At 67.2% G+C, this 25146-nt stretch carries 24 protein-coding genes; 12 read left to right on the plus strand and 12 right to left on the minus strand.

What is annotated here, in order from left to right:
* Nucleotides 1-27 precede the first annotated feature (27 nt).
* Nucleotides 28-711, minus strand: coding sequence for a DedA family protein (locus U5809_RS31355; protein WP_322089375.1), 684 nt, complete (start codon nucleotides 709-711; stop codon nucleotides 28-30).
* Between the two features lie 183 nt (nucleotides 712-894).
* Between U5809_RS31355 and mutL the strand changes: the two genes are divergently transcribed.
* Nucleotides 895-2895, plus strand: coding sequence for a DNA mismatch repair endonuclease MutL (gene mutL / locus U5809_RS31360; protein ID WP_322089376.1), 2001 nt, complete (start codon nucleotides 895-897; stop codon nucleotides 2893-2895).
* Nucleotides 2892-3869, plus strand: coding sequence for a tRNA (adenosine(37)-N6)-dimethylallyltransferase MiaA (miaA, locus tag U5809_RS31365; protein WP_322089377.1), 978 nt, complete (start codon nucleotides 2892-2894; stop codon nucleotides 3867-3869). The genes mutL and miaA overlap by 4 nt, the downstream gene beginning before the upstream one ends.
* Nucleotides 3870-3874: 5 nt before the next feature.
* Here miaA and tetR read toward each other — a convergent pair whose 3' ends face one another.
* On the minus strand, nucleotides 3875-4507 hold the full coding sequence (gene tetR / locus U5809_RS31370) for a tetracycline resistance transcriptional repressor TetR (protein ID WP_322089378.1): 633 nt from the start codon (nucleotides 4505-4507) through the stop codon (nucleotides 3875-3877).
* Between the two features lie 61 nt (nucleotides 4508-4568).
* Here tetR and tet point away from each other — a divergent pair, with 61 nt between their 5' ends.
* Nucleotides 4569-5759, plus strand: coding sequence for a Tet(A)/Tet(B)/Tet(C) family tetracycline efflux MFS transporter (tet, locus tag U5809_RS31375; RefSeq protein WP_322089379.1), 1191 nt, complete (start codon nucleotides 4569-4571; stop codon nucleotides 5757-5759).
* 39 nt (nucleotides 5760-5798) lie between these two features.
* Here tet and U5809_RS31380 read toward each other — a convergent pair whose 3' ends face one another.
* Together U5809_RS31380 and purM are read right to left on the minus strand one after the other, a co-directional pair.
* Complete coding sequence (locus tag U5809_RS31380; RefSeq protein WP_176050557.1) at nucleotides 5799-6194, minus strand: YybH family protein; 396 nt, start codon at nucleotides 6192-6194, stop codon at nucleotides 5799-5801.
* A 110-nt stretch (nucleotides 6195-6304) separates the two neighbouring features.
* Entirely contained in the window at nucleotides 6305-7360 is a 1056-nt protein-coding gene (gene purM, locus U5809_RS31385) for a phosphoribosylformylglycinamidine cyclo-ligase (RefSeq protein ID WP_322089380.1), read from the minus strand.
* A 250-nt stretch (nucleotides 7361-7610) separates the two neighbouring features.
* Here purM and hda point away from each other — a divergent pair, with 250 nt between their 5' ends.
* The 6 genes from hda to panB are packed head-to-tail and all read left to right on the plus strand — an operon-like array spanning nucleotide 7611 to nucleotide 12698.
* The gene (gene hda / locus U5809_RS31390) at nucleotides 7611-8345 is read left to right on the plus strand and encodes a DnaA regulatory inactivator Hda (protein WP_322089381.1); all 735 of its coding nucleotides are present in this window, start codon (nucleotides 7611-7613) and stop codon (nucleotides 8343-8345) included.
* A gap of 11 nt (nucleotides 8346-8356) precedes the next feature.
* Complete coding sequence (locus tag U5809_RS31395) at nucleotides 8357-9034, plus strand: HAD family hydrolase (protein ID WP_034182802.1); 678 nt, start codon at nucleotides 8357-8359, stop codon at nucleotides 9032-9034.
* 5 nt (nucleotides 9035-9039) lie between these two features.
* On the plus strand, nucleotides 9040-10578 hold the full coding sequence (pcnB, locus tag U5809_RS31400; protein ID WP_322089382.1) for a polynucleotide adenylyltransferase PcnB: 1539 nt from the start codon (nucleotides 9040-9042) through the stop codon (nucleotides 10576-10578).
* A 35-nt stretch (nucleotides 10579-10613) separates the two neighbouring features.
* Entirely contained in the window at nucleotides 10614-11156 is a 543-nt protein-coding gene (gene folK / locus U5809_RS31405; RefSeq protein ID WP_322089383.1) for a 2-amino-4-hydroxy-6-hydroxymethyldihydropteridine diphosphokinase, read from the plus strand.
* Complete coding sequence (locus U5809_RS31410) at nucleotides 11153-11839, plus strand: deoxynucleoside kinase (RefSeq protein WP_282506748.1); 687 nt, start codon at nucleotides 11153-11155, stop codon at nucleotides 11837-11839. The genes folK and U5809_RS31410 overlap by 4 nt, the downstream gene beginning before the upstream one ends.
* Nucleotides 11840-11882: 43 nt before the next feature.
* The gene (gene panB / locus U5809_RS31415) at nucleotides 11883-12698 is read left to right on the plus strand and encodes a 3-methyl-2-oxobutanoate hydroxymethyltransferase (RefSeq protein WP_322089384.1); all 816 of its coding nucleotides are present in this window, start codon (nucleotides 11883-11885) and stop codon (nucleotides 12696-12698) included.
* Nucleotides 12699-12811: 113 nt separating this feature from the next.
* Here the strand turns inward: panB and pabB are convergent, their stop codons facing one another.
* The 5 genes from pabB to grpE all read right to left on the minus strand — a co-directional run bounded on the left by pabB (nucleotide 12812) and on the right by grpE (nucleotide 19168).
* Complete coding sequence (gene pabB / locus U5809_RS31420) at nucleotides 12812-14677, minus strand: aminodeoxychorismate synthase component I (RefSeq protein WP_322089385.1); 1866 nt, start codon at nucleotides 14675-14677, stop codon at nucleotides 12812-12814.
* A 3-nt stretch (nucleotides 14678-14680) separates the two neighbouring features.
* Nucleotides 14681-15817, minus strand: coding sequence for a molecular chaperone DnaJ (dnaJ, locus tag U5809_RS31425; RefSeq protein ID WP_322089386.1), 1137 nt, complete (start codon nucleotides 15815-15817; stop codon nucleotides 14681-14683).
* 265 nt (nucleotides 15818-16082) lie between these two features.
* A complete protein-coding gene (gene dnaK / locus U5809_RS31430; RefSeq protein WP_322089387.1) occupies nucleotides 16083-18035 on the minus strand; it encodes a molecular chaperone DnaK in 1953 nt (650 codons plus the stop codon).
* Nucleotides 18036-18183: 148 nt separating this feature from the next.
* A complete protein-coding gene (locus U5809_RS31435; protein ID WP_322089388.1) occupies nucleotides 18184-18612 on the minus strand; it encodes a thioredoxin family protein in 429 nt (142 codons plus the stop codon).
* Between the two features lie 10 nt (nucleotides 18613-18622).
* Nucleotides 18623-19168, minus strand: a complete 546-nt coding sequence (gene grpE / locus U5809_RS31440; RefSeq protein ID WP_176050547.1) for a nucleotide exchange factor GrpE — start codon at nucleotides 19166-19168, stop codon at nucleotides 18623-18625.
* A gap of 358 nt (nucleotides 19169-19526) precedes the next feature.
* Between grpE and U5809_RS31445 the strand changes: the two genes are divergently transcribed.
* Nucleotides 19527-19688 (plus strand): hypothetical protein, encoded by a 162-nt coding sequence (locus tag U5809_RS31445; RefSeq protein ID WP_006476841.1) that lies wholly within the window; start codon nucleotides 19527-19529, stop codon nucleotides 19686-19688.
* On the opposite strand, the gene U5809_RS31450 is transcribed toward U5809_RS31445, so the two are convergent.
* The 3 genes from U5809_RS31450 to hrcA form a co-directional block, all read right to left on the minus strand.
* Nucleotides 19660-20067, minus strand: coding sequence for an RNA-binding S4 domain-containing protein (locus U5809_RS31450; RefSeq protein WP_322089389.1), 408 nt, complete (start codon nucleotides 20065-20067; stop codon nucleotides 19660-19662). The two genes, U5809_RS31445 and U5809_RS31450, sit on opposite strands and share 29 nt — an antisense overlap.
* Nucleotides 20064-21137, minus strand: a complete 1074-nt coding sequence (hemH, locus tag U5809_RS31455; RefSeq protein ID WP_322089390.1) for a ferrochelatase — start codon at nucleotides 21135-21137, stop codon at nucleotides 20064-20066. Before hemH ends, U5809_RS31450 begins: the two co-directional genes overlap by 4 nt.
* Nucleotides 21138-21272: 135 nt before the next feature.
* Entirely contained in the window at nucleotides 21273-22295 is a 1023-nt protein-coding gene (gene hrcA, locus U5809_RS31460) for a heat-inducible transcriptional repressor HrcA (RefSeq protein WP_021162218.1), read from the minus strand.
* Nucleotides 22296-22426: 131 nt separating this feature from the next.
* On the opposite strand from hrcA, the gene U5809_RS31465 reads away from it, so the two are divergent.
* Nucleotides 22427-23329 carry an NAD kinase gene (locus U5809_RS31465; protein ID WP_176050543.1) on the plus strand — a complete coding sequence of 301 codons (903 nt, stop codon included), beginning with the start codon at nucleotides 22427-22429 and terminating at the stop codon, nucleotides 23327-23329.
* Between the two features lie 19 nt (nucleotides 23330-23348).
* On the plus strand, nucleotides 23349-24998 hold the full coding sequence (gene recN, locus U5809_RS31470) for a DNA repair protein RecN (protein ID WP_322089391.1): 1650 nt from the start codon (nucleotides 23349-23351) through the stop codon (nucleotides 24996-24998).
* Nucleotides 24999-25146 lie beyond the last annotated feature (148 nt).

The following is a 25146-nucleotide window of genomic DNA, read 5'->3' on the forward strand; positions in this document are numbered from 1 at the left end:
AGCGAACAGGAAGAGAAACGCGCGCGCTCAGCGCCCGCCCGTCTTCTGCACATTATCCGACTGCTTCCCCCGCACCAGCTTCCACACCGCGCCGAGCGCGACCGGCACGATCGCCGCACCGATCCCGACCAGCACGATCACGTTCAGGTACTGGCGGATGAACGGGATATTGCCGAAGAAATAGCCGAGCAGCACGAGCAGCAGCACCCAGACCAGCGCACCGATCACGTTGAAGAGCTGGAAGCGCGCGGCACTCATCGTCGACGCGCCCGCGACGAACGGCGCGAACGTGCGCACGACCGGGATGAAGCGCGCGAGCACGATCGTCTTGCCGCCGTGCTTGTCGTAGAACGAGTGAGTCTTCTGCAGCGCGGCGCGGTCGAGGAAACGCTCGAGCACCGGGATATGCGTATTGAACACCTTCGGGCCGACCCAGCGGCCGATCAGGTAGTTCACGGTATTGCCGGAGATCGCCGCGACGAGCAGCAGTACGATCAGCGCGCCGACGTTCATTTCGCCCGTCGCCGCGAACGCGCCGCCGATGAACAGCAGCGAATCACCCGGCAGGAACGGGAACACGACGAGCCCCGTCTCGCAGAACACGATCAGGAACAGCACAAGATAGACCCACGCGCCGTACTGCCGGATGAAGTCGCCGAGGAAGGCGTCGATATGCAGGACAAGGTTGACGAAATGAAGCAGCGTATCCAAATGCGATTCCTCGAAGGCGATAGGGCCGGAACGGCCGGAAAAGGCCAGAAATGGCGGAGGCGCCCGCCAGCCAAGGCGGCGCGCGCAACGGAGTCATGATACCGAAACTACCTTAAGGCTCCGTGAAAAAACGTAACGGTTCGCCGCCCCGGCACACCTGCGCGGCCTCGCTATAATTCGGCCATGTCCGAAATCACCGAAACGGCCGCGGGCGCCGCGCCCGCCCCTGCTCCGCGCCCGCTGCGCGCGATCCAGCCCCTGCCCGACCAGCTGATCAGCCAGATCGCCGCCGGCGAGGTCGTCGAACGCCCGGCGTCGGTCGTCAAGGAGCTGCTCGAGAACGCGATGGACGCCGGCGCGACGTCGCTGCGCATCGTGCTGGAAGAAGGCGGCGTGAAGCGCATCTCGATCACCGACGACGGCTGCGGGATTCCGCCCGACGAGCTGGCGCTCGCGCTGATGCGCCATGCGACCAGCAAGATCCGCTCGCTCGAGGAGCTCGAAGCCGTCGCGACGCTCGGGTTCCGCGGCGAAGCGCTCGCGTCGATCGCGTCGGTCGCCGAAATGTCGATCACGAGCCGCACGGCCGATGCCGCGCACGCGATGAAGATCGACGCGCAGACGGGCGTGCTGTCGCCCGCCGCCGGCTCGACCGGCACGACGATCGAGGTGCGCGAGCTGTACTTCAACACGCCCGCACGGCGCAAGTTCCTGAAAAGCGAGCAGACCGAATTCGGCCACTGCCTGGAAATGATCCGCCGCGCGGCGCTGGCGCGGCCGGACGTCGCGATCTCGGTGCTGCACAACGGCAAGGCCGTCGAGCACTGGAACGCGACCGAGCCCGCACAGCGTGTCGCGAAGATCCTCGGCGACAGCTTCGCGACCGCGCACCTGCCGCTCGACGAACAGGCCGGCCCGCTGGCCGTCTACGGCTGCGCCGGGCTGCCGACCGCAAGCCGCGGGCGCGCCGACCAGCAGTATTTCTTCGTCAACGGCCGCTTCGTGCGCGACAAGCTGCTGACGCACGCGGTGCGCGCGGCCTACGAGGACGTGCTGCACGGCGACCGCTACCCGTCGTACGTGCTGTTCCTCGACCTGCCGCCCGAAGCCGTCGACGTGAACGTGCATCCGTCGAAGATCGAGGTACGCTTCCGCGATTCGCGCTCGATCCACCAGTACGTGTTCCACGCGGTCCAGCGCGCGCTTGCGCGCCACGCGGGCGCGTCGCCGGAAACCACGGCGGGCGGCCACGCCGCGCATATCGAACCCACGCCGCGCGGGCCGTCGTCGTTCCTCGACACGCCGCTCGGGCAGAGCCAGGGCCACGCGACCGGCGGCAGCGCCGGCATCGGTGGTAGCGGCTTCTCGTCGCCGTCGTCCTCATCGTCAGGCAACACCTGGATGCGCCAGGCACGGATGACGCAGGGCACGCTGCCCGTCGCGCAGCCGCTCGCGCTCTACGACGCCATGTTCGGCCGCAAGGATGCGGGTGCCGGCACGCCGGACGGCACGACGACCATCGCAAGCGGTTCGGCCGGCGCACCCGTCGCGCCCTTTCCGGCCTTCACCGCATCGCCGATCGCGGCCACCACGCACGACGAGCAGCCGCTCGGCTTCGCGCTCGGCCAGATCCACGGCATCTACGTGCTCGCGCAAAACGCGTACGGCCTCGTGATCGTCGACATGCACGCGGCGCACGAACGGATCCTCTACGAACAGTTCAAGAACGCGCTCGCCGACCGCACGGTGGCCGTGCAGGCGCTACTGCTGCCGATCTCGATGACGGCCACGCCGGTCGAGATCGGTACGGTCGAGGAGGAACGCGACACGCTCGAGTCGCTCGGCTTCGACCTCGCGGTGCTGTCGCCGACGACGCTCGCGATCCGCGCGGTGCCGGCGCTGCTGAAGGATGCCGACCTGCAGTCGCTCGCGCGCGCGGTGCTCGCCGACCTGCACGCGTTCGGCGGCTCGCGCGTGCTCACCGAGCGCCAGCACGAACTGCTCGGCACGCTCGCGTGCCATCACGCGGTGCGCGCGAACCGGCGCCTGACGCTCGACGAGATGAACGCGCTGCTACGCCAGATGGAGGCGACCGAGCGCGCCGACCAGTGCAATCACGGTCGGCCGACCTGGTATCAGCTCACGCTGAACGATCTCGACCGCCTGTTCATGCGTGGCCAATGAGCGCTTCACCGCAGTCCTCTCCGACGACGATCGCCTGCCTGCTCGGCCCCACTGCTTCAGGCAAGACGGCCGCGGCACTGGCGCTCGCCGCGCGCCGCCCGATCGAAATCGTCAGCGTCGATTCGGCGCTCGTCTACCGCGACATGGATATCGGCACCGCGAAACCGTCGCGCGAAGAGCGTGCGAGCGTGCCGCACCACCTGATCGACATCATCGACCCGGCCGACGCGTATTCGGCCGCGGAATTCCGCACGGACACGCTGCGCCTGATCGGCGAGATCATCGCGCGCGGCCGCACGCCATTGCTCGCAGGCGGCACGATGCTGTACTACAAGGCGCTGACGCAGGGGCTCAACGACCTGCCCGGCGCCGATCCGGACGTGCGCGCGACGCTCGATGCCGAAGCCGAGCGCGACGGCTGGCCCGCGCTGCATGCGCGGCTCGCGCAGGTCGATCCCGACACGGCCGCGCGGCTCGCACCGAACGATTCGCAGCGGATCCAGCGTGCGCTCGAGATCTTCATGCTGAGCGGGCAGCCGATGTCGGTGCTGCTCGCCGCACCGCGCCGCACCGACGATGCGGCCGCGGCGTTCCGCTTCGTGCCGGTCGCGCTCGAACCGTCGGATCGCGCGGTGCTGCACGCACGGATCGCGCAGCGCTTCGACGCGATGCTCGATGCGGGCTTCATCGACGAAGTCGAACGGCTGCGCCGCCGCGAGGATCTCCATCCCGACCTGCCGTCGATGCGCTGCGTCGGCTACCGGCAGGCGTGGGAATTCCTCGACGGCGACACCGATTACCGGACGATGCGTGACAAGGGCATCTTCGCGACGCGCCAGCTGTGCAAGCGCCAGATCACGTGGCTGCGCGCCATGCCCGAGCGGATCGTCGTCGACTGCATCGCGCCAGACTCGACGGCCCGCGCGCTCGACGCGCTCGAACGCGCGCTCGACGGCAGCACGCCGGAAGGCTGACCGCGTCAGCCCGCGTGACGCGCCGCAAGACGTGCACGCGCGCCGTCGACGATCCACGCGATGCCATGCTCGAACGCGTCGTCGCCGCTGCGCTCGCGCAGCGCGGCCCAGCCCTTCGCGAGCAGCGGATACTCGGCCGCATCCGGCAGCGAAGCGTCGGCATCGGCGTCCGGTTCCGCCTGCTCCTCCAGCACCCAGCCGACCACGAAGCGGCCTATCGCAACCATCACGTCGACCGCTTCGTCCGGCGTGAAGCCCGCTTCACCCAGCAGCGCGACCTTGCGCTCGATCGAACTGAAATGCAGCGCGCGCGGCCGCGTCCCGGCATGCAGGCGCGCGCCGTCGCGATAAGCCAGCAGCGCGCGACGGAAACTGCGCGCATTCTCTGCCAGCCACACATCCCACACGTCGCCCGATCGCGGTAGCGATGCATCGTGGCGCTCGAGCATGATCGCCTCGGCCATCGCATCGAGCAGCTCGGCCTTGTTCCTGAAATGCCAGTACAGCGTCGGCGACTGCACGCCGAGCCGCTCGGCGAGCCGCCGCGTCGACAGTCCATCGATCCCCACTTCATCCAGCAGGTCGAGCGCCGCGCGCAATACCGTGTCGCGCGTCAGTCGCGCCCCTGTGTCCTTCATCTCTATCACCGATAGGGAAACTATGGAATAATCGTCACTCTATCACTGATAGAGTCACCTCTTGAATCCATCCCTGATTGCCATCCTGGCCACGGTCCTGCTCGACGCGATCGGCGTCGGGATCGTGATGCCGATCCTGCCCGGGCTGCTGCGCTCGCTCGCCGGCGCGGGCAGCATCGACGCCCATTACGGGATCCTGCTCGCGCTGTACGCGTTTGCGCAGTTCCTGTGCGCGCCGCTGCTCGGCGCGCTGAGCGACCGCTTCGGCCGCCGCCCCGTGCTGCTCGCGTCGCTCGCGGGCGCCGCGCTCGACTACCTGCTGATGGCGCTTGCGCCAACCCTCGCGTGGCTTTACGTCGGGCGGCTGGTCGCGGGCATCACCGGCGCAAACGTCGCGGTCGCGACCGCCTATGTGACCGACGTGACGGCCGAACCCGACCGCGCCCGGCGCTTCGGCCAGCTCGGCGCAATGATGGGTATCGGCTTCATCGCCGGCCCGCTGATCGGCGGGTTGCTCGGCGCGCTGCACGTGCGCGCGCCGTTCGTCGCGGCCGCGCTGCTCAATGCGCTGAATCTCCTGCTCGTATGGCGCGTGCTGCCGGAATCGCGGCCGCGCTCGGCCCGCGAAGGCCGGACGGTCGGCGCGCTCAATCCGTTCGCGAGCCTGCGCCGGCTGCGCGGCGCGCCTGCGCTCGTGCCGCTGATCGGCATCTACGTGATCGTGGCGCTCGTCTCGCAGGCGCCCGCGACGCTGTGGATCCTGTACGGCCAGGAACATTTCGGCTGGTCGACGCCGGTCGCGGGGCTGTCGCTCGCCGGCTACGGCGCGTGCCACGCGCTTGCGCAGGCGTTCGCGATCGGCCCGCTGATCGCGCGGCTCGGCGAGCGGCGTGCGCTCGCGCTGGGCCTCGCGGGCGACGCGCTCGGGCTCGCGGTGATCGCGTTCGCGACCGCCGCATGGGTGCCGTTTGCACTGCTGCCGCTGTTCGCGGCCGGCGGCATGACGCTCCCGGCGTTGCAGGCGATGCTCGCGCGGCAGGTCGACGATGCGCGCCAGGGCGAACTGCAGGGCACGCTCGCGAGCGTGGCCAGCCTGATCGGTGTCGCGGGGCCGCTGGTCGTCACCGCAACCTATGCGGCGACGCGCGCGACATGGCCCGGGCTCGTGTGGGCCATGGCTGCCCTGCTCTACCTGCTCGTGCCACCGTTGCTGGCCGGCGCGCGTCCGGCTGGCGCGCGGCAGTCGGCATGAGCATCTGCGAGCAGGGCGACGGCGCCCGCGCCACCGCGCTCAGTGCACGAGCGTCACGAGATTCGCGTCGCGCACGAGCTGCCAGCGGCCGTCGGTCTTGCGGAAGATCGTCAGCGTATGGCCCGAACGACGGATCGTGTCGCCGCCCGGCGGCGTCGCCTCGATTTCGATGAAATTGCGCATGTACGCCCAGTCGCCGATCACGCGCAGTTCGTCGATCCGGTAGCGGCCGTCGACCTTCGGCGCGTGCTCGGCGCCCACGTTCGCGTCGCGCGACGCAGCCGCGAACGCCGCCTTGTCGAACGGCGGCTTGCCGGCCACCATGAAGATCGCGTCGTCGGCGATCAGGTCGAGCACGGTGGCCAGATCGCCACGCCGGCTCGACACGAACCAGTTTTCCACGAGCGTGCGGATCGCATGTTCGTCTTCGGTCATCGTCGTCCCTCCTTCATCGTCGCGCGTCCGCATGCCACGCGGTGCCCGAAAAAAAAGCCGCCCGGATCGACTCCGGGCGGCTTTCATTGCTGCATCTGCTGCTGCGGCGGTCAGACCACGACCGTCTGCGCCTCGCCTTCGCGGGTCGCACGCACGGTGCCGATCTTCCACACCTGTTCGCCGGCGGCGGTCAGGTCGGCGATCGCTGCGTCGGCATCGGCCGCCGAGACGATCACGGCCATGCCGATGCCGCAGTTGAACACGCGGTGCATTTCCGCATCGGCGACGCCGCCGTGCTCCTGCAGCCACTTGAACAGCGGCGGCAGCGGCCATGCGTTCTGGTCGAGCTCGGCGGTGAGGCCTTCGCGCAGCACGCGCGGGATGTTCTCGACGAGACCGCCGCCCGTGATGTGCGCCATGCCCTTCACCGACAGCTTCTGCATCAGCGCGAGCAGCGGCTTCACGTAGATGCGGGTCGGCGCCATCAGCGTGTCGGCGAGCGAGCGGCCATGGAAATCGGCCGACAGGTCGGGGTTCGCGCGCTCGATGATCTTGCGCACGAGCGAGAAACCGTTCGAGTGGATGCCGCTCGATGCGATGCCCAGCACCACGTCGCCTTCGGCGATCGTGCTGCCGTCGATGATCTTGCTCTTCTCGACCGCACCGACCGCGAAGCCGGCCAGGTCGTATTCGCCGTCCGGGTACATGCCCGGCATTTCAGCCGTTTCACCGCCGATCAGCGCGCAGCCCGACAGTTCGCAACCCTGCGCGATGCCCTTGACGACCGTGGCGGCCGTGTCGACGTCGAGCTTGCCGCACGCGAAGTAGTCGAGGAAGAACAGCGGCTCGGCGCCCTGCACGAGGATGTCGTTCACGCTCATCGCGACCAGATCCTGGCCGACCGTGTCGTGTTTGTTCAGATGAAACGCCAGCTTGAGCTTGGTGCCCACGCCGTCGGTGCCCGACACGAGCACGGGCTCCTTGTACTTCTTCGGCACTTCGAACAGCGCGCCGAACCCGCCGATGCCGCCGAGCACGCCGTCGCGCAGGGTTTTCTTCGCAAAAGGCTTGATCTTGTCGATGAGCGCGTCGCCCGCGTCGATGTCGACACCTGCGTCGCGATAGGACAGACCCTGAGCGTCAGGAGCGGATTTCGGAGGATTCATGGGGGAATGCGAGAAGGTCGGTAAAATGCGATTTTACCCGAAGCCGGCCCGTTGGCCGGAATTCCCAGCACCGAATCGTCAGGGATTGCATCTTGGTCAACACGTCCCCGTTTTCAACGCCGAGCAAACCGCGCCGAAACCCGCGCGGCGCCGTGCGTGCGGCCGCGCGTGAAGCCCACGGATCCGCAGCCCCCGGCGCGTGCCCGGCGTACGGCGCGCGTATTTTCAACCGACCCGCATTGTGACTGTTGTGTCCCGTCAACTGACGCTCGATCTCGGCACGCCGCCGCCCGCCACGTTCGACAACTTCATCATGAACGAGGAGAACGACGAGCTCATCTCGCGCCTGCAGAAGCTCGACCTCGCGCTCGCGGCGGGCCCCGTGCCGGACCGGTCGTTCTACATCTGGGGCGAGCCCGGCAGCGGCCGCACCCACCTGCTGCAGGCGCTCGTGAGCGACGCGTCGTACGGCTATGCGCGCTATCTCACACCGCAAAGCCCGCTCGGCGCGTTCACGTTCGACCCGCGCATCGGCATCTACGCGATCGACGACTGCGACCGGATGAGCGACACGCAGCAGGTCGCGCTGTTCAACCTGTTCAACGAAGTGCGCGCGCACCCGTCGAGCGCATTCGTCGCGGCGGGCCCCGCGGCGCCGCTCGCGCTCGACGTGCGCGAGGATCTCCGCACGCGCCTCGGCTGGGGGCTCGTGTTCCACCTGTCGCCGCCGTCCGACGCCGGCAAGATCGCGGTGCTCAAGCTCGCCGCGAAGGAGCGCGGGATCGCGCTCACCGACGACATCGCCGCCTACCTGCTGACCCATTTCCGCCGCGACATGCCGAGCCTGATGGCGCTGCTCGACGCGCTCGACCGCTTCTCGCTCGAGCAAAAACGCGCGGTCACGCTGCCGCTGCTGCGCCGGATGCTCGCGCGTCCGGGTGACGACATCACACCATCGGGCACGGGCCCGAACCGCTTCGAGTAAAATGCGCTCCCATGACTAATCTGGCACTCTTTGACCTCGATCACACGCTGATCCCGACCGATAGCGACCACGAATGGGGTCGCTTCATGGTGAAGCTCGGCATCGTCGACGCGGAAAGCTTCTCGCGCCAGAACGATCAGTTCTTCGCCGACTACAAGGCCGGCAAGCTCGACATCCACGCGTACCTGACGGCGATGCTCACGCCGCTCGCGAAGTACTCGCGCGCGCAGCTCGCCGAATGGCACGAGCAGTACATGCACGAGGTGATCCGGCCCGCGATGACGCCCGCTGCGCTCGAACTCGTGCGCAAGCACCTCGATGCGGGCGACCTGTGCTGCGTCGTGACGGCGACCAACGAATTCATCACGCGCCCGATCGCGACCGCGTTCGGCGTCGATACGCTGATCGCGTGCGAGGTCGAGACGACCGACGGACATCCCGACTCACCGTACACGGGCCGGCCGACCGGCACGCCGAGCTACCGCGAAGGTAAGATCGTGCGGACGGAAGCGTGGCTCGCGTCGCTCGGCAAGCACTGGGACGACTTCGCGCACAGCTATTTCTACAGCGACTCGCACAACGACATCCCGCTGCTCGAGAAAGTCACCGACCCGATCGCGACCAACCCTGACGACACGCTGCGTGCGCATGCAAGCACCCGCGGCTGGCGTATCCTCGATCTCTTCTGAACGTCGTGATCAAAAAATTCATCCGCAAGCTGCTCGGCCAGGACGAAACCGAGCAAACGTCACCCGCAGCGGCCCCGGCCGACGAAGCGGCCCCTGCTGCCCCGCGCGCGCCGAAGGGCACTCGCGGCGGTGGCGCGAAAAAGCCGCGCAGCAACCATGAGCCGACCGTCGTGCCGGCCAGCGTGCACGGCATCAATCCGGCGCTGATCTCGAAGAACGCCGTGCGCGTGACCGACACGCTGCAGCAGGCGGGTTTTCGTGCATTCATCGTCGGCGGCGCGGTACGCGACCTGCTGCTCGGCATCGCACCGAAGGACTTCGACGTCGCGACCGACGCGACGCCGACCGAAGTCCAGCGCCTGTTCCGCCGTGCGCGCCTGATCGGTCGCCGCTTCCAGATCGTCCACGTGCAGTTCGGCCAGGAACTGATCGAGGTGTCGACGTTCCGCGCGCTGGTCGATGCGCCGCCCGAGGCAGCCGCCGCCGAGCCGCCGAAGCGCCTGAAGCGCGACGAACTCGATCGCCGCACGCACGCGGTCGACGCGAGCGGCCGCGTGCTGCGCGACAACGTGTGGGGCGAGCAGCATGAAGATGCCGCGCGCCGCGACTTCACGATCAACGCGATGTACTACGACCCGTCGACGCAGACGGTGCTCGACTACCACGACGGGATGGCCGACATGCGCGCCCGCCTGTTGCGGATGATCGGCGATCCGGCCACGCGCTTCCGCGAGGATCCGGTGCGGATGCTGCGCGTCGTGCGTTTCGCGGCGAAGCTCGGTTTCGAGATCGAGCCGCATACGCGCGAGCCGATCAACGCGCTCGCCGACCTGATCAACAACGTGCCGGCCGCGCGCCTGTTCGACGAAATGCTGAAGCTGCTGCTGTCGGGCCACGCGCTCGCGTGCCTGACGCGGCTGCGCAAGGAGGGCCTGCACCACGGGCTGCTGCCGCTCCTCGACGTCGTGCTCGAACAGCCGCAGGGCGAGAAGTTCATCACGCTCGCGCTGAACAACACCGACGCACGCGTACGGGCCGGCAAGCCGGTGTCGCCGGGCTTCCTGTTCGCGACGCTGCTGTGGCACGACATGCGCCAGCGCTTCGAGCAATACACGGCCGAAGGCGAAATTCCGGTGCCGGCGCTCCATCGCGCGATGGACGACGTGCTCGACATGCAGACCGAGAAACTGGCGATCCACAAGCGTTATTCGGCCGACATGCGCGAGATCTGGGGCTTGCAGCTGCGCCTCGAGAAACGCTCGGGCCGCAGCGCGATGCGGCTGCTGGAACACCAAAGGTTTAGAGCGGGGTATGATTTCCTCCTGTTACGCTGCGAATCCGGCGAGCTCGATGCGGAAGTCGGACAGTGGTGGACGGATTTCATCGAAGGCGACGCGGCTGCTCGCGAGGCATTGCTCACGCAGGGCGGCTCAAAGGAAAAATCGCCCCGCAAGCGGCGCCGCCGCGGCGGTGCGCGAAACCGCAATCCGGGTGAAGGTGCCGCCGAGCAGGCACCGGATACCTCGGGCGGGTCCGACGACTGACGCGCTCGCCGGCGAACGACGTAGGAAGTGATGCCATGACGGTTGCATATATCGGACTGGGGGCGAATCTCGGCGATGCGCGCCAGACCCTGAAGGACGCGGTGGTGTGCCTCGCGCAGCAGCGCACCATCTCGATCCTCGGCAAATCGAGCCTGTATCGCACGGCGCCCTTCGAAGCGGGCGGCGACGACTACTACAACTGCGTCGTCAAGCTCGACACGACGCTGTCGGCGCGCGAGCTGCTCGCGCTTTGCCAGAAGATCGAACATCACTTCGGGCGCGAGCGCCCGTATCGCAATGCGCCGCGCACGCTCGACCTCGACATCCTGCTGTTCGGCACCGATTCGATCGACGAACCCGACCTGATCGTCCCGCACCCGCGCCTCACCGACCGTGCGTTCGCGCTTGTGCCGCTCGTCGAGATCGACCCGGCGCTCGACATCCCCGCGCGCGGTCGTGCCGACGCCTTCCTCGCCGCCGTGGCAGACCAGCGCGTCGAGAAGGTGCAAACCTGCCAGTGCCTGATGCAGAAGGCGCTCGCCGCCGGCGAAGACGCCGACAAGACCCGCTGCCGATGAACTCGACTCCGCTGACCGTCACCGCGCCCGACCTGCGCGCCCCGCACCGCTACCTCGTCATTGAAGGCCCGATCGGCGTCGGCAAGACGACGCTCGCGCGCCTGCTCGCCGAGCGCTGGTCGATGCAGACGCTGCTCGAACGCCCGCAGGACAATCCGTTCCTCGAACGCTTTTACCGCGACACCGCGCGCTACGCGCTGCCCGCGCAGCTGTCGTTCGCGCTGCAGCGCGCGCAGCAGGCGCGCGAGCTGATCGGCGCGCTCGAAACGGGCCGCCCCGTCATCGCCGATTTCATGCCGCAGAAGAACGACATCTTCGCGCGGCTGAACCTGCCGGAAGACGAATGGCAGCTGTATCGCTCGGTCGCGACACACGTCGACGTGCCGCAGGCGCCGTCGCCCGACCTCGTCGTCTATCTGCAGGCGAGCCCCGAAGTGCTGTTCTCGCGCATCCAGAAGCGCGGGCTGCCGATGGAGCTGCAGATCAGCGATGCGTACCTGCGCTCGCTCGTCGACGCGTACAACGAATTCTTCTACCACTACGACCGCACGCCGGTGCTGACGGTCGCCGCGGAACATCTGAACCCGCTGGATTCCCCCGAAGATCTCGCCCTGCTGGTCGAGCGCATCGAGACGATGCGCGGCCGCAAGGAATTCTTCGTCAAGGGCGAGACGACGCGCTGACGCGTCCCGCCTGTCGTTCTTCACCCATCGACCCGGATTTCCCATGACCTATCTCCAGGAATCGAGCCGACCTGCCGTGACGGTACCGAAGCTGCAGGCAATGCGCGACGCCGGCGAGAAGATCGCGATGCTCACCTGCTACGACGCGAGCTTCTCCGCGCTGCTCGATCGCGCGGGCACCGACGTGCTGCTGATCGGCGATTCGCTCGGCAACGTGCTGCAGGGCCACACGACCACGCTGCCCGTGTCGCTCGACGACATCGCGTATCACACGGCCTGTGTCGCACGCGCGCAGCCGCGTGCGCTCGTCGTCGCCGATCTGCCGTTCGGTACGTACGGCACGCCGGCCGAGGCATTCGCGAACTCGGTCAAGCTGATGCGCGCGGGCGCGCAGATGGTCAAGCTCGAAGGCGGCGAATGGCTGGCCGATACGATCCGCTTCCTCGTCGAACGCTCGGTGCCCGTGTGCGCGCACGTCGGCCTCACGCCGCAATCGGTGCATGCGTTCGGCGGCTTCAAGGTCCAGGGCAAGACCGAAGCCGGCGCCGCGCAGCTGCTGCGCGACGCACGCGCGATCGAGGATGCAGGCGCGCAGCTCGTCGTGCTCGAAGCGGTGCCGACGCTCGTCGCGTCCGAAGTCACGCACATGCTGAAGATTCCGACGATCGGCATCGGCGCGGGCGTCGACTGCTCGGGGCAGGTGCTCGTGCTGCACGACATGCTCGGGGTGTTCCCCGGCAAGCGGCCGCGTTTCGTGAAGGATTTCATGCAGGGCCAGCCGAATATTCAGGCGGCCGTCGAATCTTACGTGAGCGCGGTGAAGGACCGGTCGTTCCCCGGTCCGGAGCACTCATTCTGAAGCAGAGGGCAGGATAAAAAAGCGCGGCGCCCTTTGCGGGGCGCCGCGCTTTTTTGTTTGTGCGCTGAAAGTCCGGATGCCGGCGCGAGCGCCGTGCCGGCTCCGTCACATCGTCATCTCAAAACCGCGTCGAGCGCACCGCGCAATGCATTGGTCAGCAGCAGCCCTTGCGCGCGTGCAAGATCGTCCTGGGTCACGACGCGCTCCACCGCACCGAACGCACGGTCATCGAGCAGCACGCCGCGCATCACGCCCGGCAGCACGCCGGACGCCAGCGGCGGCGTCACCCACTGGCCGTCGAGCTTCACGAACAGGTTCGAGCGCCCGCCTTCCGTCACCTCGCCGCGTTCGTTGACGAACAGCATGTCGAAACCGCCGAGCGCCTCGGCTGCCTGCCACGCGCGGTCATATTCGGCGCGGCGCGTGGTCTTGTGCAGCAGCAGCGCGTCGCTCGCGCGGGTCGGCGCGAAACCGTGCGCGGACGCCAGCATCACGCCGACGGGCCCCGCCGGCAACGGCTTGAGCGGCGCCGCGATGATCTCGATCGTGCCGTCCTTCGCGAGCGCGAGCTTCATCCGGTAAGCATCGTCGCCGTCGAGCGCCGCGCAGCGCGCATCGATCTCGCCGCGCAACGCATCGACGTCGAAGCGGAAGCCGAACGCGTCCGCGCTGCGCTGCAGCCGCGCGAGATGGCGCTCGAGATGCCGGATGCCGTCCGCACGCGTGGCCGCGGTCGTTTCGAACAACTGGAAGCCGGGATCGGCATCCGTCAGGAATCGCGCTTTCAATTCGCACTCCGCATATTCGTCGGCCGCGACGCTGTCGAGCACGATACCCGCGCCGACACCCATCGTGCCGTGGTGCCGCGTTGCCGAACCGGATGTGTCGACATCGGCGTCAGCCCCGTCGAGCGTCAGCGTACGGATCGCAACCGACAGGCAGAAATCGCCGCAACCGGCCGCGTGGTCGCCAGGCGCGTCGAGCCAGCCGATTGCGCCCGTATAAAGGCCGCGCGGCGTCGATTCGATCGTGTCGATCAACTGCATCGTCTTGTACTTCGGCGCGCCCGTGATCGACCCGCACGGAAACAGCGCGCGCAGCATCTGCGCGAACGTCGTGCCGTCGCGCCAGCCGGCCTCGACCGTCGACGTCATCTGCCACACCGACGCATACGGTTCGACGGAGAACAGCGCCGGCACCTTGACGGTGCCCGTGCGCGCGATCCGCGACACGTCGTTGCGCAGCAGGTCGACGATCATCACGTTTTCGGCGCGGTTCTTCGGATCGTTCGCGAGGAACGCGGCAGCCGCCGCATCGTCGCGCGGATCGGCCGAACGCGGCGCGGTGCCCTTCATCGGCCGCGCGCGCAGCACGTCGCCGTGCTTCTCGACGAACAGCTCGGGCGAGCACGACACGACCCACGCGCCGCCGGGCAGCGCGATCAGCGCGCCGTACCGCACGGGCTGGCGCGCGCGCAGCCGCCGGTACAGCGCGAGCGGCGTGCCGAATACGTCGAAATTCAACCGGTACGTGTAGTTGACCTGATACGAATCGCCCGCGCGCAGTGCATCGTGCACCGCGCCGATCGCCGCGTCGAACGCATCTCGCGACACGCTCTTCGCGACATGCGCGACGCCCGCGATCGACGGCGCGCCATCGCCGTCGCGCTGCGCGAGCCATGCGTCGACTTCGTCGCGCGACAGGCGCTCGCAATGCGCATACAGCAAAAAGCGCAGCGGGGCATGGCCCGGCTGCGCTCGTTGCAGGTTGCGTCCGAATTCGTAATCGCCGACGACGACCGCATGCAGCCCGTCGCGCAGGTCCTGTGCGACCGCCGCATCGATTTCGTCGAGCCGCGCCGGATCCGTGCACACGCGTTCGCGCACGAATCCCGAATACAAACGACTCGACCGCGCGGACGCGGTCGAGTCGCAATCGTCCAAGAGCGCGAACGACGCGCTCTCGTTGCCTTCAGTCATGCTTTACTCGAAGAAACTCTTCACACGGTCGAACCAGCTCTTGCTCTGCGGGCTGTGACGCGCACCGCCCTCGGCCAGCGACTTCTCGAACTGCTTGAGCAGGTCGCGCTGGTTGTCGGTCAGCTTCACGGGCGTCTCGACCTGCACGTGCACGTACAGATCGCCCGCGATGCTCGAACGCAGCCCCTTGATGCCCTTGCTGCGCAGGCGGAACGTCTTGCCCGACTGCGTGCCTTCCGGCACCGGGAACGACGCACGGCCGGCCAGCGTCGGCACCTCGATCTCGCCGCCGAGCGCGGCGGTCGTGAACGGGATCGGCATCTGGCAGTGGAGATCGTCGCCGTCGCGCTCGAACACCGAGTGCGGCTTGATGTGAATCTCGACGTACAGGTCGCCCGGCGGCCCACCGTTGATGCCCGGCTCGCCGTTGCCGGCCGAGCGGATCCGCATCCCGTCGTCGATCCCGGCCGGGATCTTCACTTCGAGCGTCTTGGTTTCCTTCACCTTGCCCGACCCGTGGCAATGCACGCACGGCTCCGGGATATAGGTGCCCGTGCCGTGGCACTTCGGGCAGGTCTGCTGGATGCTGAAGAAGCCCTGCGACATGCGCACCGTGCCCTGGCCATGACAGGTCGGGCAGGTTTCCGGCTTCGTGCCGGGCTTCGCGCCCGACCCGTGGCAGACCTCGCACGACACCCAGCTCGGCACGCGAATCTGCGTGTCGTAGCCGTGCGCGGCCTGCTCGAGCGTGATTTCCATGCTGTAGCGCAGGTCGGCACCGCGATACACCTGCGGGCCGCCACGGCCACCGCGTGCGGCGCCGCCCGCGGCCTGGCCGAAGATGTCGCCGAAGATGTCGCCGAACGCATCCGCGAAGCCGCCGAAACCCTGTGCACCCGCACCGCCCATGTTCGGATCGACGCCCGCGTGGCCGTACTGGTCGTACGCGGCCCGCTTCTGGCCATCCGACAGCATTTCATAGGCTTCCTTCACCTCTTTGAAATGCTCTTCCGCATCCTTGCTGTCCGGATTGCGGTCAGGGTGATACTTCATCGCAAGCTTGCGATATGCCTTCTTGATTTCGTCGTCGCCCGCATTCTTCGCGACGCCCAGAACCTCGTAGTAATCCCGTTTCGCCATATCGATTCACTGTGCCGCCACGCATCGCGCACGCGGCGGCTCCTTTCGCCTGCAGTAAAGTCTCTCGACTCGTCTGGCGCTGCGCCGTCCGCGGACGGCTCGCGCAGCACCCGCCAAAAAACAAATGTGCCCGGAGGGCCGCGAAGCCCGCCAGGCGTGGAGTCGATCCGGCCATCCGGAAGGAAAGACAGACCGCTTTTCAGCCGCTGGTCAGTCGCGCCGCGCGCGTTTCCACGCGCGGCGTGCGGTGCCATTGCAACCCGGCTTAGTCCTTCTTCACTTCCTTGAACTCGGCGTCGACGACGTCGTCGGCGGCCTGCTGCGCGCCACCTGCCTGCGCCGCGCCTTCAGCTGCACCGGCCGCGCCGGCTGCACCTGCCTGCTGGGCCTGCATGTCGGCGTACATCTTTTCGCCGAGCTTCTGCGACACCTTGCCGAGTTCCTCGACCTTCGCGTCGATCGCAGCCTTGTCGGCCGACGTGTCCTTCAGCACTTCCTCGAGCGACTTCAGCGACGCTTCGATCGCTTCCTTCTCGCCCGCGTCCAGCTTGTCGCCGTACTCGGTGAGCGCCTTCTTCGTGCTGTGGACGAGTGCGTCGCCCTGGTTGCGCGAATCGGCCAGCTCGCGCAGCTTGTGGTCTTCCGCTGCGTTCGCTTCCGCGTCCTTGATCATCTGGTCGATTTCAGCCTCGGACAGACCCGAGTTGGCCTTGATCGTGATCCGGTTTTCCTTGCCGGTCGCCTTGTCCTTCGCGCCGACGTGCAGGATGCCGTTCGCGTCGATGTCGAAGCTCACTTCGATCTGCGGCACGCCGCGCGGTGCGGGCGGGATGCCTTCGAGGTTGAACTCGCCGAGCAGCTTGTTGCCCGCTGCCATTTCGCGTTCGCCCTGGAACACCTTGATCGTCACGGCACCCTGGTTGTCGTCGGCCGTCGAGTACACCTGGGCGTGCTTCGTCGGGATCGTCGTGTTCTTGCTGATCATCTTCGTCATCACACCGCCGAGCGTCTCGATACCGAGCGACAGCGGGGTCACGTCGAGCAGCAGCACGTCCTTGCGGTCGCCCGACAGGACCTGGCCCTGGATCGCCGCGCCGACTGCGACGGCTTCGTCCGGGTTCACGTCACGGCGCGGATCCTTGCCGAAGAACTCCTTCACCTTTTCCAGCACCTTCGGCATGCGCGTCTGGCCGCCGACCAGGATCACGTCGTCGATGTCCGACACCTTGACGCCTGCGTCCTTGATCGCGATGCGGCACGGTTCGATCGTGCGCTCGACGAGGTCTTCCACCAGCGCTTCCAGCTTCGCGCGGGTGATCTTCAGGTTCAAGTGCTTCGGGCCCGACGCGTCTGCCGTGATGTACGGCAGGTTGATTTCGGTCTGCTGGCTCGACGACAGCTCGATCTTCGCCTTTTCAGCGGCTTCCTTCAGGCGCTGCAGCGCGAGCACGTCCTTCGACAGGTCGACGCCCTGCTCTTTCTTGAACTCGCCGATGATGTAATCGATGATGCGCTGGTCGAAGTCTTCGCCGCCGAGGAACGTGTCGCCGTTGGTCGACAGCACTTCGAACTGCATTTCGCCGTCGACGTCTGCGATCTCGATGATCGACACGTCGAACGTACCGCCGCCGAGGTCATACACGGCGATCTTGCGGTCGCCCTTCTCGGCCTTGTCGAGGCCGAACGCGAGCGCGGCTGCCGTCGGCTCGTTGATGATCCGCTTGACTTCGAGGCCCGCGATGCGGCCGGCGTCCTTGGTCGCCTGGCGCTGGCTGTCGTTGAAGTACGCCGGCACCGTGATCACGGCTTCCGTGACCGGCTCGCCGAGGTAGTCTTCGGCCGTCTTCTTCATCTTGCGCAGCACTTCCGCCGAAACCTGCGGCGGTGCGAGTTTTTCGCCGTGCGCTTCGACCCATGCATCGCCGTTGTCGGCCTTGACGATGCTGTAAGGCATCAGGCCGATGTCCTTCTGGACTTCCTTCTCTTCGAAGCGGCGGCCGATCAGGCGCTTCACCGCGAACAGCGTGTTCTTCGGGTTGGTCACCGACTGACGCTTGGCCGGCGCGCCGACGAGCACTTCGTTGTCGTCCATGTAGGCGATGATCGACGGCGTGGTGCGCGTGCCTTCCGAGTTCTCGATGACCTTGACCTGGTTGCCTTCCATGATGGCGACGCACGAGTTCGTGGTGCCGAGGTCAATACCGATGATCTTTCCCATTTTTTCCTAATCTCCAGAAATGCCTGTTTGCTGCACGAAACCCCGCGTTTTTGGGCGGTTTCGCACGCCAGAATTCAACTCTGTTCCCGAAATGCGTCCGTCCGGTCCGTTTTCAAGACCCGACAAGCGATGCGGATATTAAATTTTTTCAATCGCCGCCGGCTAGCGGATCGCTGCCTGCCGAATCACCGGCCACCGCCGCCGCGACCTTCGCCCGCGCCGCCGACACGGCCGCCTGGAACTGCGCGAGGCCATGCCAGCCCGTCGCGCGGCCCAGCCGCTTGCCGCGGTGGAAGAAGAACCACGTCGGCACGCCGTGCAGCCCGAAGCGGCGCCCCAGCTGATGGTGTTCGTACACGTTGCAATGGAACCACTTCAGGTCCAGTGCGCGGATGGCGTCCGACTGGGCGAGCATCGCCTTCTTCGCGATCTCGCAGTTGAAGCAGTCGATGCCCCAGAAGAACACCACCGCGAGCGCGTCGCCCGCGCCGTCGATGGCCGCGTCGAACGTGCTGGCGTCGAGCGCCTGCATGTCGAACGCGTCGAACGCGGCCGGATCGACGCCGGCGGGCACCATCCCGGCGGCCTTACTTCGGCTGGGCGACGGTGACGAGCGCCGGACGCAGCACGCGGTCGGCGATCGTATAGCCCTTTTGCAGCACGGTGACGACGGTGTTCGGCTCCTGGTCGGCCGGTACCATCGAAATCGCCTGGTGCTGGTGCGGATCGAACTTCTCGCCGACCGGGTTGAGCGCGACGACGCGGCCCTTCTCGAGCGCGCTCGTCAGCTGGCGCAGCGTCAGCTCGACGCCTTCACGCACCTTCGCGATATCGCCGGACGTATCGTTGACGGCCGCTTCCAGGCTGTCCAGCACCGGCAGCAGGTGTTCCGCGAAGCTCTCGATCGCGAACTTGTGCGCCTTCGAGACGTCGTCCTGCGCGCGACGGCGGACGTTCTCGGTCTCGGCCTTCGCCCGCAGGTAGCTCTCCTGCAGCTCGGCGACCTTGGCTTGAGCCTCCGCGAGCGCCGCGTCGGCTGCTTCGGCGGCGGGAGCAGCGCCTTGCGCCGCCTGCTTCTCGCTACCGATGTCTTCGGCCGATTGGGTAGCCGGGTTCTCTTGCGTGTTTTCCATGTCGCTGAAAGTCGATTAGAGGTTGAAGCCAAATCGGCAACCGCCAGACCGTATACCCGGCGGCACCGCACATTGTTGGTGCAAATAAGGGTGAAAACTGCGATTTCAAGAGGGTTATTCGCCGGCATTCTCCAATGCCGCGAAACAACCGTGCTGCCCGACGGTGCGTTGCCCGCATAGTCCGCCAGATCGGGCGAAACTGGCTGTAACAACGCTTACCTGGCAAGTACTAGCTTGGCACAGGCCCGCTGCACTACACTCCACTCAAGCGTCGAAAAAGCGTGTTTACCCTTAGCTGACCGACGCCTTACAACCACCACCTGGCGCCGTTTTCACCCTTCTTCTCGAGGGGAGTACCGTGAAACTGACCTTTGCGATTTCGGTGGTCGCGCTGGTACTCATTGCCGGCACCACCACCATCTGCCTGTCGGGAGCCGTCACCGACCGCACGACCGAATACGGGAGCGCGCGGGCGACGTTCGACCAGATGTTCAGCTCCCACCAGAAAATCTGTCGATGATGCGCCGGTCGCGCTTCGTCGGCCGGCCGTGCAGTTCGGCCGCCGGCTCGCGATACGTGCGACGCCGCTCCAGTTCGGCGAGCCGCGCGGCCCGCCCCGCTTCCGTTTCCGTATAAAGCGTCTGGGCAACGCTCGCCGGCCCGCGCACGTCGCACACGCCGAGCACGGCAATGTGCCAGACGATGCCGTCCATCGCAATCTCGACCTCGTCGCCGACGCGCACTTCCTTGGCCGGCTTGACCGCCGCGCCGCCGATCTTCACGTGCCCCTTGTCGACCGCATCGGTCGCGAGCGAGCGCGTCTTGAAGAAGCGGGCCGCCCATAGCCATTTGTCGATGCGCAGCTTCGCGCCCGGTTCTGTCGAAATCTTGTAATTCATCGCACTTCACTCACCGTTTCGGGCTGCGCGGCCCTGACGGGCCAGCCCTGCAGATTCTCGGCGACGATCTCGCCGAGTGCGCCGATCCATGCGGGCGCGCCGTTCAGGCACGGAATGCGGTGGAATGTCTTGCCGCCGCCGGCCAGGAACTCGTCGCGCACTTCCATGCCGATCTCCTCGATCGTCTCCAGGCAATCGGCCGTAAAACCGGGACAGAACACGTCGGCGCGCCGCACGCCGGCCTCGCCGAACTCGCGCAGCGTCGGTGCGGTGTAGGGCTGAAGCCATTCGGCCTTGCCGAAGCGTGACTGGAACGTGACACGGCATTCGGTCGTCGACAGTCCGAGCGCAGCCATCAGCAACGCGCCCGTCTGCTGGCACTGGTCGTGATACGGGTCGCCGAGGTCGAGCGTGCGCTTCGGCACGCCGTGGAAACTCAGCACGAGCTTGTCGCCGGCCGCGAAGTCGGGCCGGCCGTGCTGCGCCCAGTACTGGCGCACCTGCTCGGCCAGCGCGTGGATATAGGCCGGATGGTCGGCGTAATGCCGCACGGTGCGCACTTCCGGCTGGTTGCGCATGCGCGCGAGCGCGTCGAAGGCGGCATCGAAGGCGGTGGCCGTGGTCGACGCCGAATATTGCGGATACATCGGCATCAGCAACACGCGCTCGACGCCCGCGCGCTTGAACTGCGCGAGTGCGTGCGAAATGTTCGGGCTGCCGTAGCGCATCGCGTAGTCGACCATCACGTGATAGCCGTTCGACGTGAGCAGGTGCCGCACGGCGTCGGTCTGGCGCTCGGTATGGACGCGCAGCGGCGAGCCTTCGGGCATCCAGACGGCCGCGTATTTCTTCGCGGACGCGCGGCCGCGCAGCGGCAGGATCAGCGTGCGCAGCAGCACCTGCCAGACGGCCTGCGGAATCTCGACGACTCGCGGATCCGACAGGAATTCGGCCAGGTAGCGCCGCACCGCGCGCGGCGTGGGTGCGTCGGGCGTGCCGAGATTGATCAGCAGCACACCGATGCGATGGGCGGCCGCGATGCTCGAAGGCGGCTCAAGATCGAAACGCATGGGCAAGAACGTGCTCGGGGCACGGGACCGGACGGCTCTCAATTATAGCGGGCCACCCCGTACCGTTCGGCCGACTGTCGGCGCGTGCGGCATTGCGACACGATGACGGGGCGGGATCAGGTTGCCGATCGCCGGCTATTGCTGGCTCAGCGTGAGCGACAGCAGGCGCGCGGTGATGTCGACGATCGGTATCACGCGGTTGTACGCCATGCGGGTCGGGCCGATCACGCCGAGCGTGCCGACGATCTGCCCGTTCACCTCGTACGGCGCGGTGACGACGCTCATTTCCTCGATCGGCACGAGCGTCGATTCTCCGCCGATGAAGATCTGCACGCCCTGGGCGTGGCTCGACACGTCGAGCAGTTGCAGGAGGCCCGTCTTTTGGTCGAACACGTCGAACAGCTTGCGCAGCCGCGCCATGTCGGACGAAAGATCCGCCACTTCGAGCAGGTTGCGCTCGCCGGAAATCAGCACGGTGTCCTCGGTGTCGGGCACCTCGGTACTGGCCGTCACGGCCGCGTGCATCAGCGTGGTCATGTCGCCGCGCAACTGGTCGATCTCGTCGCGCAGGCGGCGGCGCACCTCGTCGAACGACAAGCCGGCGAAATGCGCGTTGATGTAGTTGGACGCCTCGGTCAGCTGCGACGGCGAATAGTCGCGCGGCGTGGCGAGCATCCGGTTCTGCACGTCGCCCTCGGGCGTGACGATGATCAGCAGGATGCGCTTGTCGGACAGGCGCATGAACTCGATCTGCTTGAACACGTGGCTGCGGCGCGGCGTCAGCACGACGCCCGCGAACTGCGACAGGTTCGACAGCACGCTCGCGGCGGCCGCGACCACACGCTGCTGTGGCTCGCCGGCCTGCAGCGTGTTCTGTACCTGCCGCGCGACGGCCTCGGCGTCGATCGGCACCTCGACCGTCAGCATCGTGTCGACGAACAGCCGGTAGCCGCGCGGCGTCGGCACGCGGCCGGCCGACGTGTGCGGGCTCGACACGAGGCCGAGCTCCTCCAGGTCGGACATCACGTTGCGGATCGTCGCCGGGCTCAGCTCGAGCCCGGAGTAACGGGACAACGTGCGCGATCCGACTGGCTGACCGTCGGCGATATACCGTTCGATCAGGGTTTTCAGGAGGGTTCGTGCGCGAGGATCTAGCATGGTGGAAAATTTTAGCGCAACCGCGCGACCGCGGCGAGTGGCGTCGCCCACCGTTGCGCGGGCCGGCCCGATCCGGCCCCGTCGGCGCGCGGCCGGTTCTTTTCGTCAACGAGCTATGGTGTAATGCCGGCATGAAAACCGGTAATCAGTTCAATACTGTCGCGCTCGTCGGCCGGAGCAACACGCCCGTGATCGCCGAACCGCTCGCCACGCTGGCTGCCAGCCTCGCGAAGCTCGGCTTCGAGGTCGTGTTCGAAGGCGATACCGCGCGCGAGATCGGCATCACCGGCTACCCGGCGCTCACCCCGGCCGAAATCGGGGCGCGTGCGGACGTGGCGGTCGTGCTCGGCGGCGACGGCACGATGCTCGGCATCGGCCGCCAGCTGGCGCCGTACCGGACCCCGCTGATCGGGATCAACCACGGGCGGCTCGGCTTCATTACGGACATCGCGGCCGCCGACATGCACACGCTCGTCCCGGTGCTGCTGTCCGGCAAGTTCGAGCGCGAGGAGCGCGCGCTGCTCGAGGCGCGGATCATGCGCGACGGCGAACCGATCTACCACGCACTCGCGTTCAACGACGTCGTCGTGAACCGCAGCGGCTTCTCCGGGATGGTCGAGCTGCGCGCGTCGGTCGACGGCCGGTACATGTACAACCAGCGTTCGGACGGCCTGATCGTCGCGACGCCGACCGGCTCGACCGCCTACGCGCTGTCGTCGGCCGGCCCGATCCTCCATCCGCAGCTGGCGGGCATCGTGCTCGTGCCGATCGCACCGCACGCGCTGTCGAACCGGCCGATCGTGCTGCCCGACGATTCGAAAATCGCGATCCAGATCGTCGGCGGACGTGACGTCAACGTAAACTTCGACATGCAGTCGTTCACGTCGCTCGAACTGAACGATACGATCGAGGTGCGCCGCTCGAAGCACACGGTGCCGTTCCTGCACCCGATCGGCTACAGCTATTACGCGACGCTGCGCAAGAAGCTGCACTGGAACGAACACGCCTCGAACGAAGACGACAAGGCGTCCTGACGCCACCCCGCCCCACATCATGCTCCGCCACCTCTCGATCCGCGACTTCGTCATCGTCGCCGCGCTCGATCTCGAATTCGACAGCGGCTTTTCCGTCTTTTCCGGCGAAACAGGCGCCGGGAAATCGATCCTGATCGACGCCCTTGCCCTTGCGCTCGGCGAACGCGCCGACGCGAGCGTCGTGCGCACCGGCTGCGGCCGCGCCGACATCACGGCCGAATTCACGCCGCACGACCGCGTCGCGCGCTGGCTCGACGAACACGCGTTCGACACCGAGGACACCGTGATGCTGCGCCGTGTGATCGACGCAAACGGCCGTTCGCGTGCGTTCATCAACGGCACCAGCGCGACGCTCGCGCAGCTGCGCGAACTCGGCGAGATGCTCGTCGACATCCATGGCCAGCACGCGCACCAGCTGCTGATGCGGCCCGACGCGCAGCGCGAGCTGTTCGATACGCACGCGGGGCTCGTCGCCGATGCGGCGAACGTCGCACGTGCCTGGCGCGTGTGGCGCGACGCGACGCAGGCGATCGACGCCGCGAAGGCGCACGAGCGCGAGCTGCAACTCGAACGCGAAAAGCTCGCGTGGCAGCTCGCCGAGCTCGACAAGCTCGCGCCGCAGCCCGGCGAATGGGACGAAGTCAGCAACGAGCACAAGCGACTGTCGCATTCGGCGAACCTGATCGAAGGCGTGCGCGGCGCACTCAACGCGCTGTCCGAGTCCGACGATGCGATGCTCGCGCAACTCGGCGCGATCGTGTCGAAACTGCGCAGCCTGGCCGACTACGACACCACGCTCGGCGACGCGCTCGCGTCGCTCGAACCGGCCGAGATCCAGCTGCAGGAAGCCGTCTATTCGCTGTCGCACTACGCGCAGCGCGTCGATCTCGATCCCGAGCGGCTCGCGCAGGTCGAGACGCGCCTCGATGCGCTGCACTCGACCGCCCGCAAGTTCCGGCTGCCGCCCGACACGCTCCACGAGGAACATGCGGCGCGCCGCGCGCAGCTCGCCGCGCTCGACGCGGCCGCCGATCTCGGCGCGCTCGAGGCGACGCAGGCCAAGGCGCGTGAAGCCTATCTCGCCGACGCCCGGCACCTGTCCAAGGCGCGCGCGCAGGCCGCGAAGGTGCTCGGCACGGCCGTCACGGCCGGCATGCAGGAATTGTCGATGGCGGGCGGCAGCTTCGAAGTCGCGCTCGCGCCGCTCGCCGACGGCGGTCCGCACGGGCTCGAACAGGTCGAATTCCGCGTCGCCGGGCACCCGGGCGTGCCGCTGCGACCGCTTGCGAAGGTTGCGTCGGGCGGCGAACTCGCGCGGATCAGCCTCGCGCTCGCGGTCATTGCCAGCGCGGCAAGCCCAACGCCGACATTGATCTTCGACGAAGTCGATACGGGGATCGGCGGCGGCGTCGCCGAAGTGGTCGGTCGCCTGCTGCACCAGCTCGGGCGCGACCGCCAGGTGCTGTGCGTGACGCACCTGCCGCAGGTCGCCGCACGCGGCGACCATCACTTCCAGGTCGCGAAGGGCAGCGACGATCGCGGCGGCACGGTGTCGACGGTCGTCGCACTCGACCGCGCCAACCGGATCGAGGAAGTCGCGCGGATGCTCGGCGGGCTCGAGATCACGGCCACGACGCGCAAGCACGCGAAGGAAATGCTGGCGGCCTGACGCCAGCCATTCGTTATCCGTTCATCGAATGCGAAAAGACCGGCGCACGCGCCGGTCTTTTTTCGCAGGAAGCGGCCGCTTGGGCCCGCCAGCCCTACTCCGCCGAATCGGACATTCGATTCGAACGCCCGATTCGAACACCGGATTC

This window comes from Burkholderia sp. BCC1999 (genome assembly GCF_905339975.1).
Classification (GTDB): domain Bacteria; phylum Pseudomonadota; class Gammaproteobacteria; order Burkholderiales; family Burkholderiaceae; genus Burkholderia.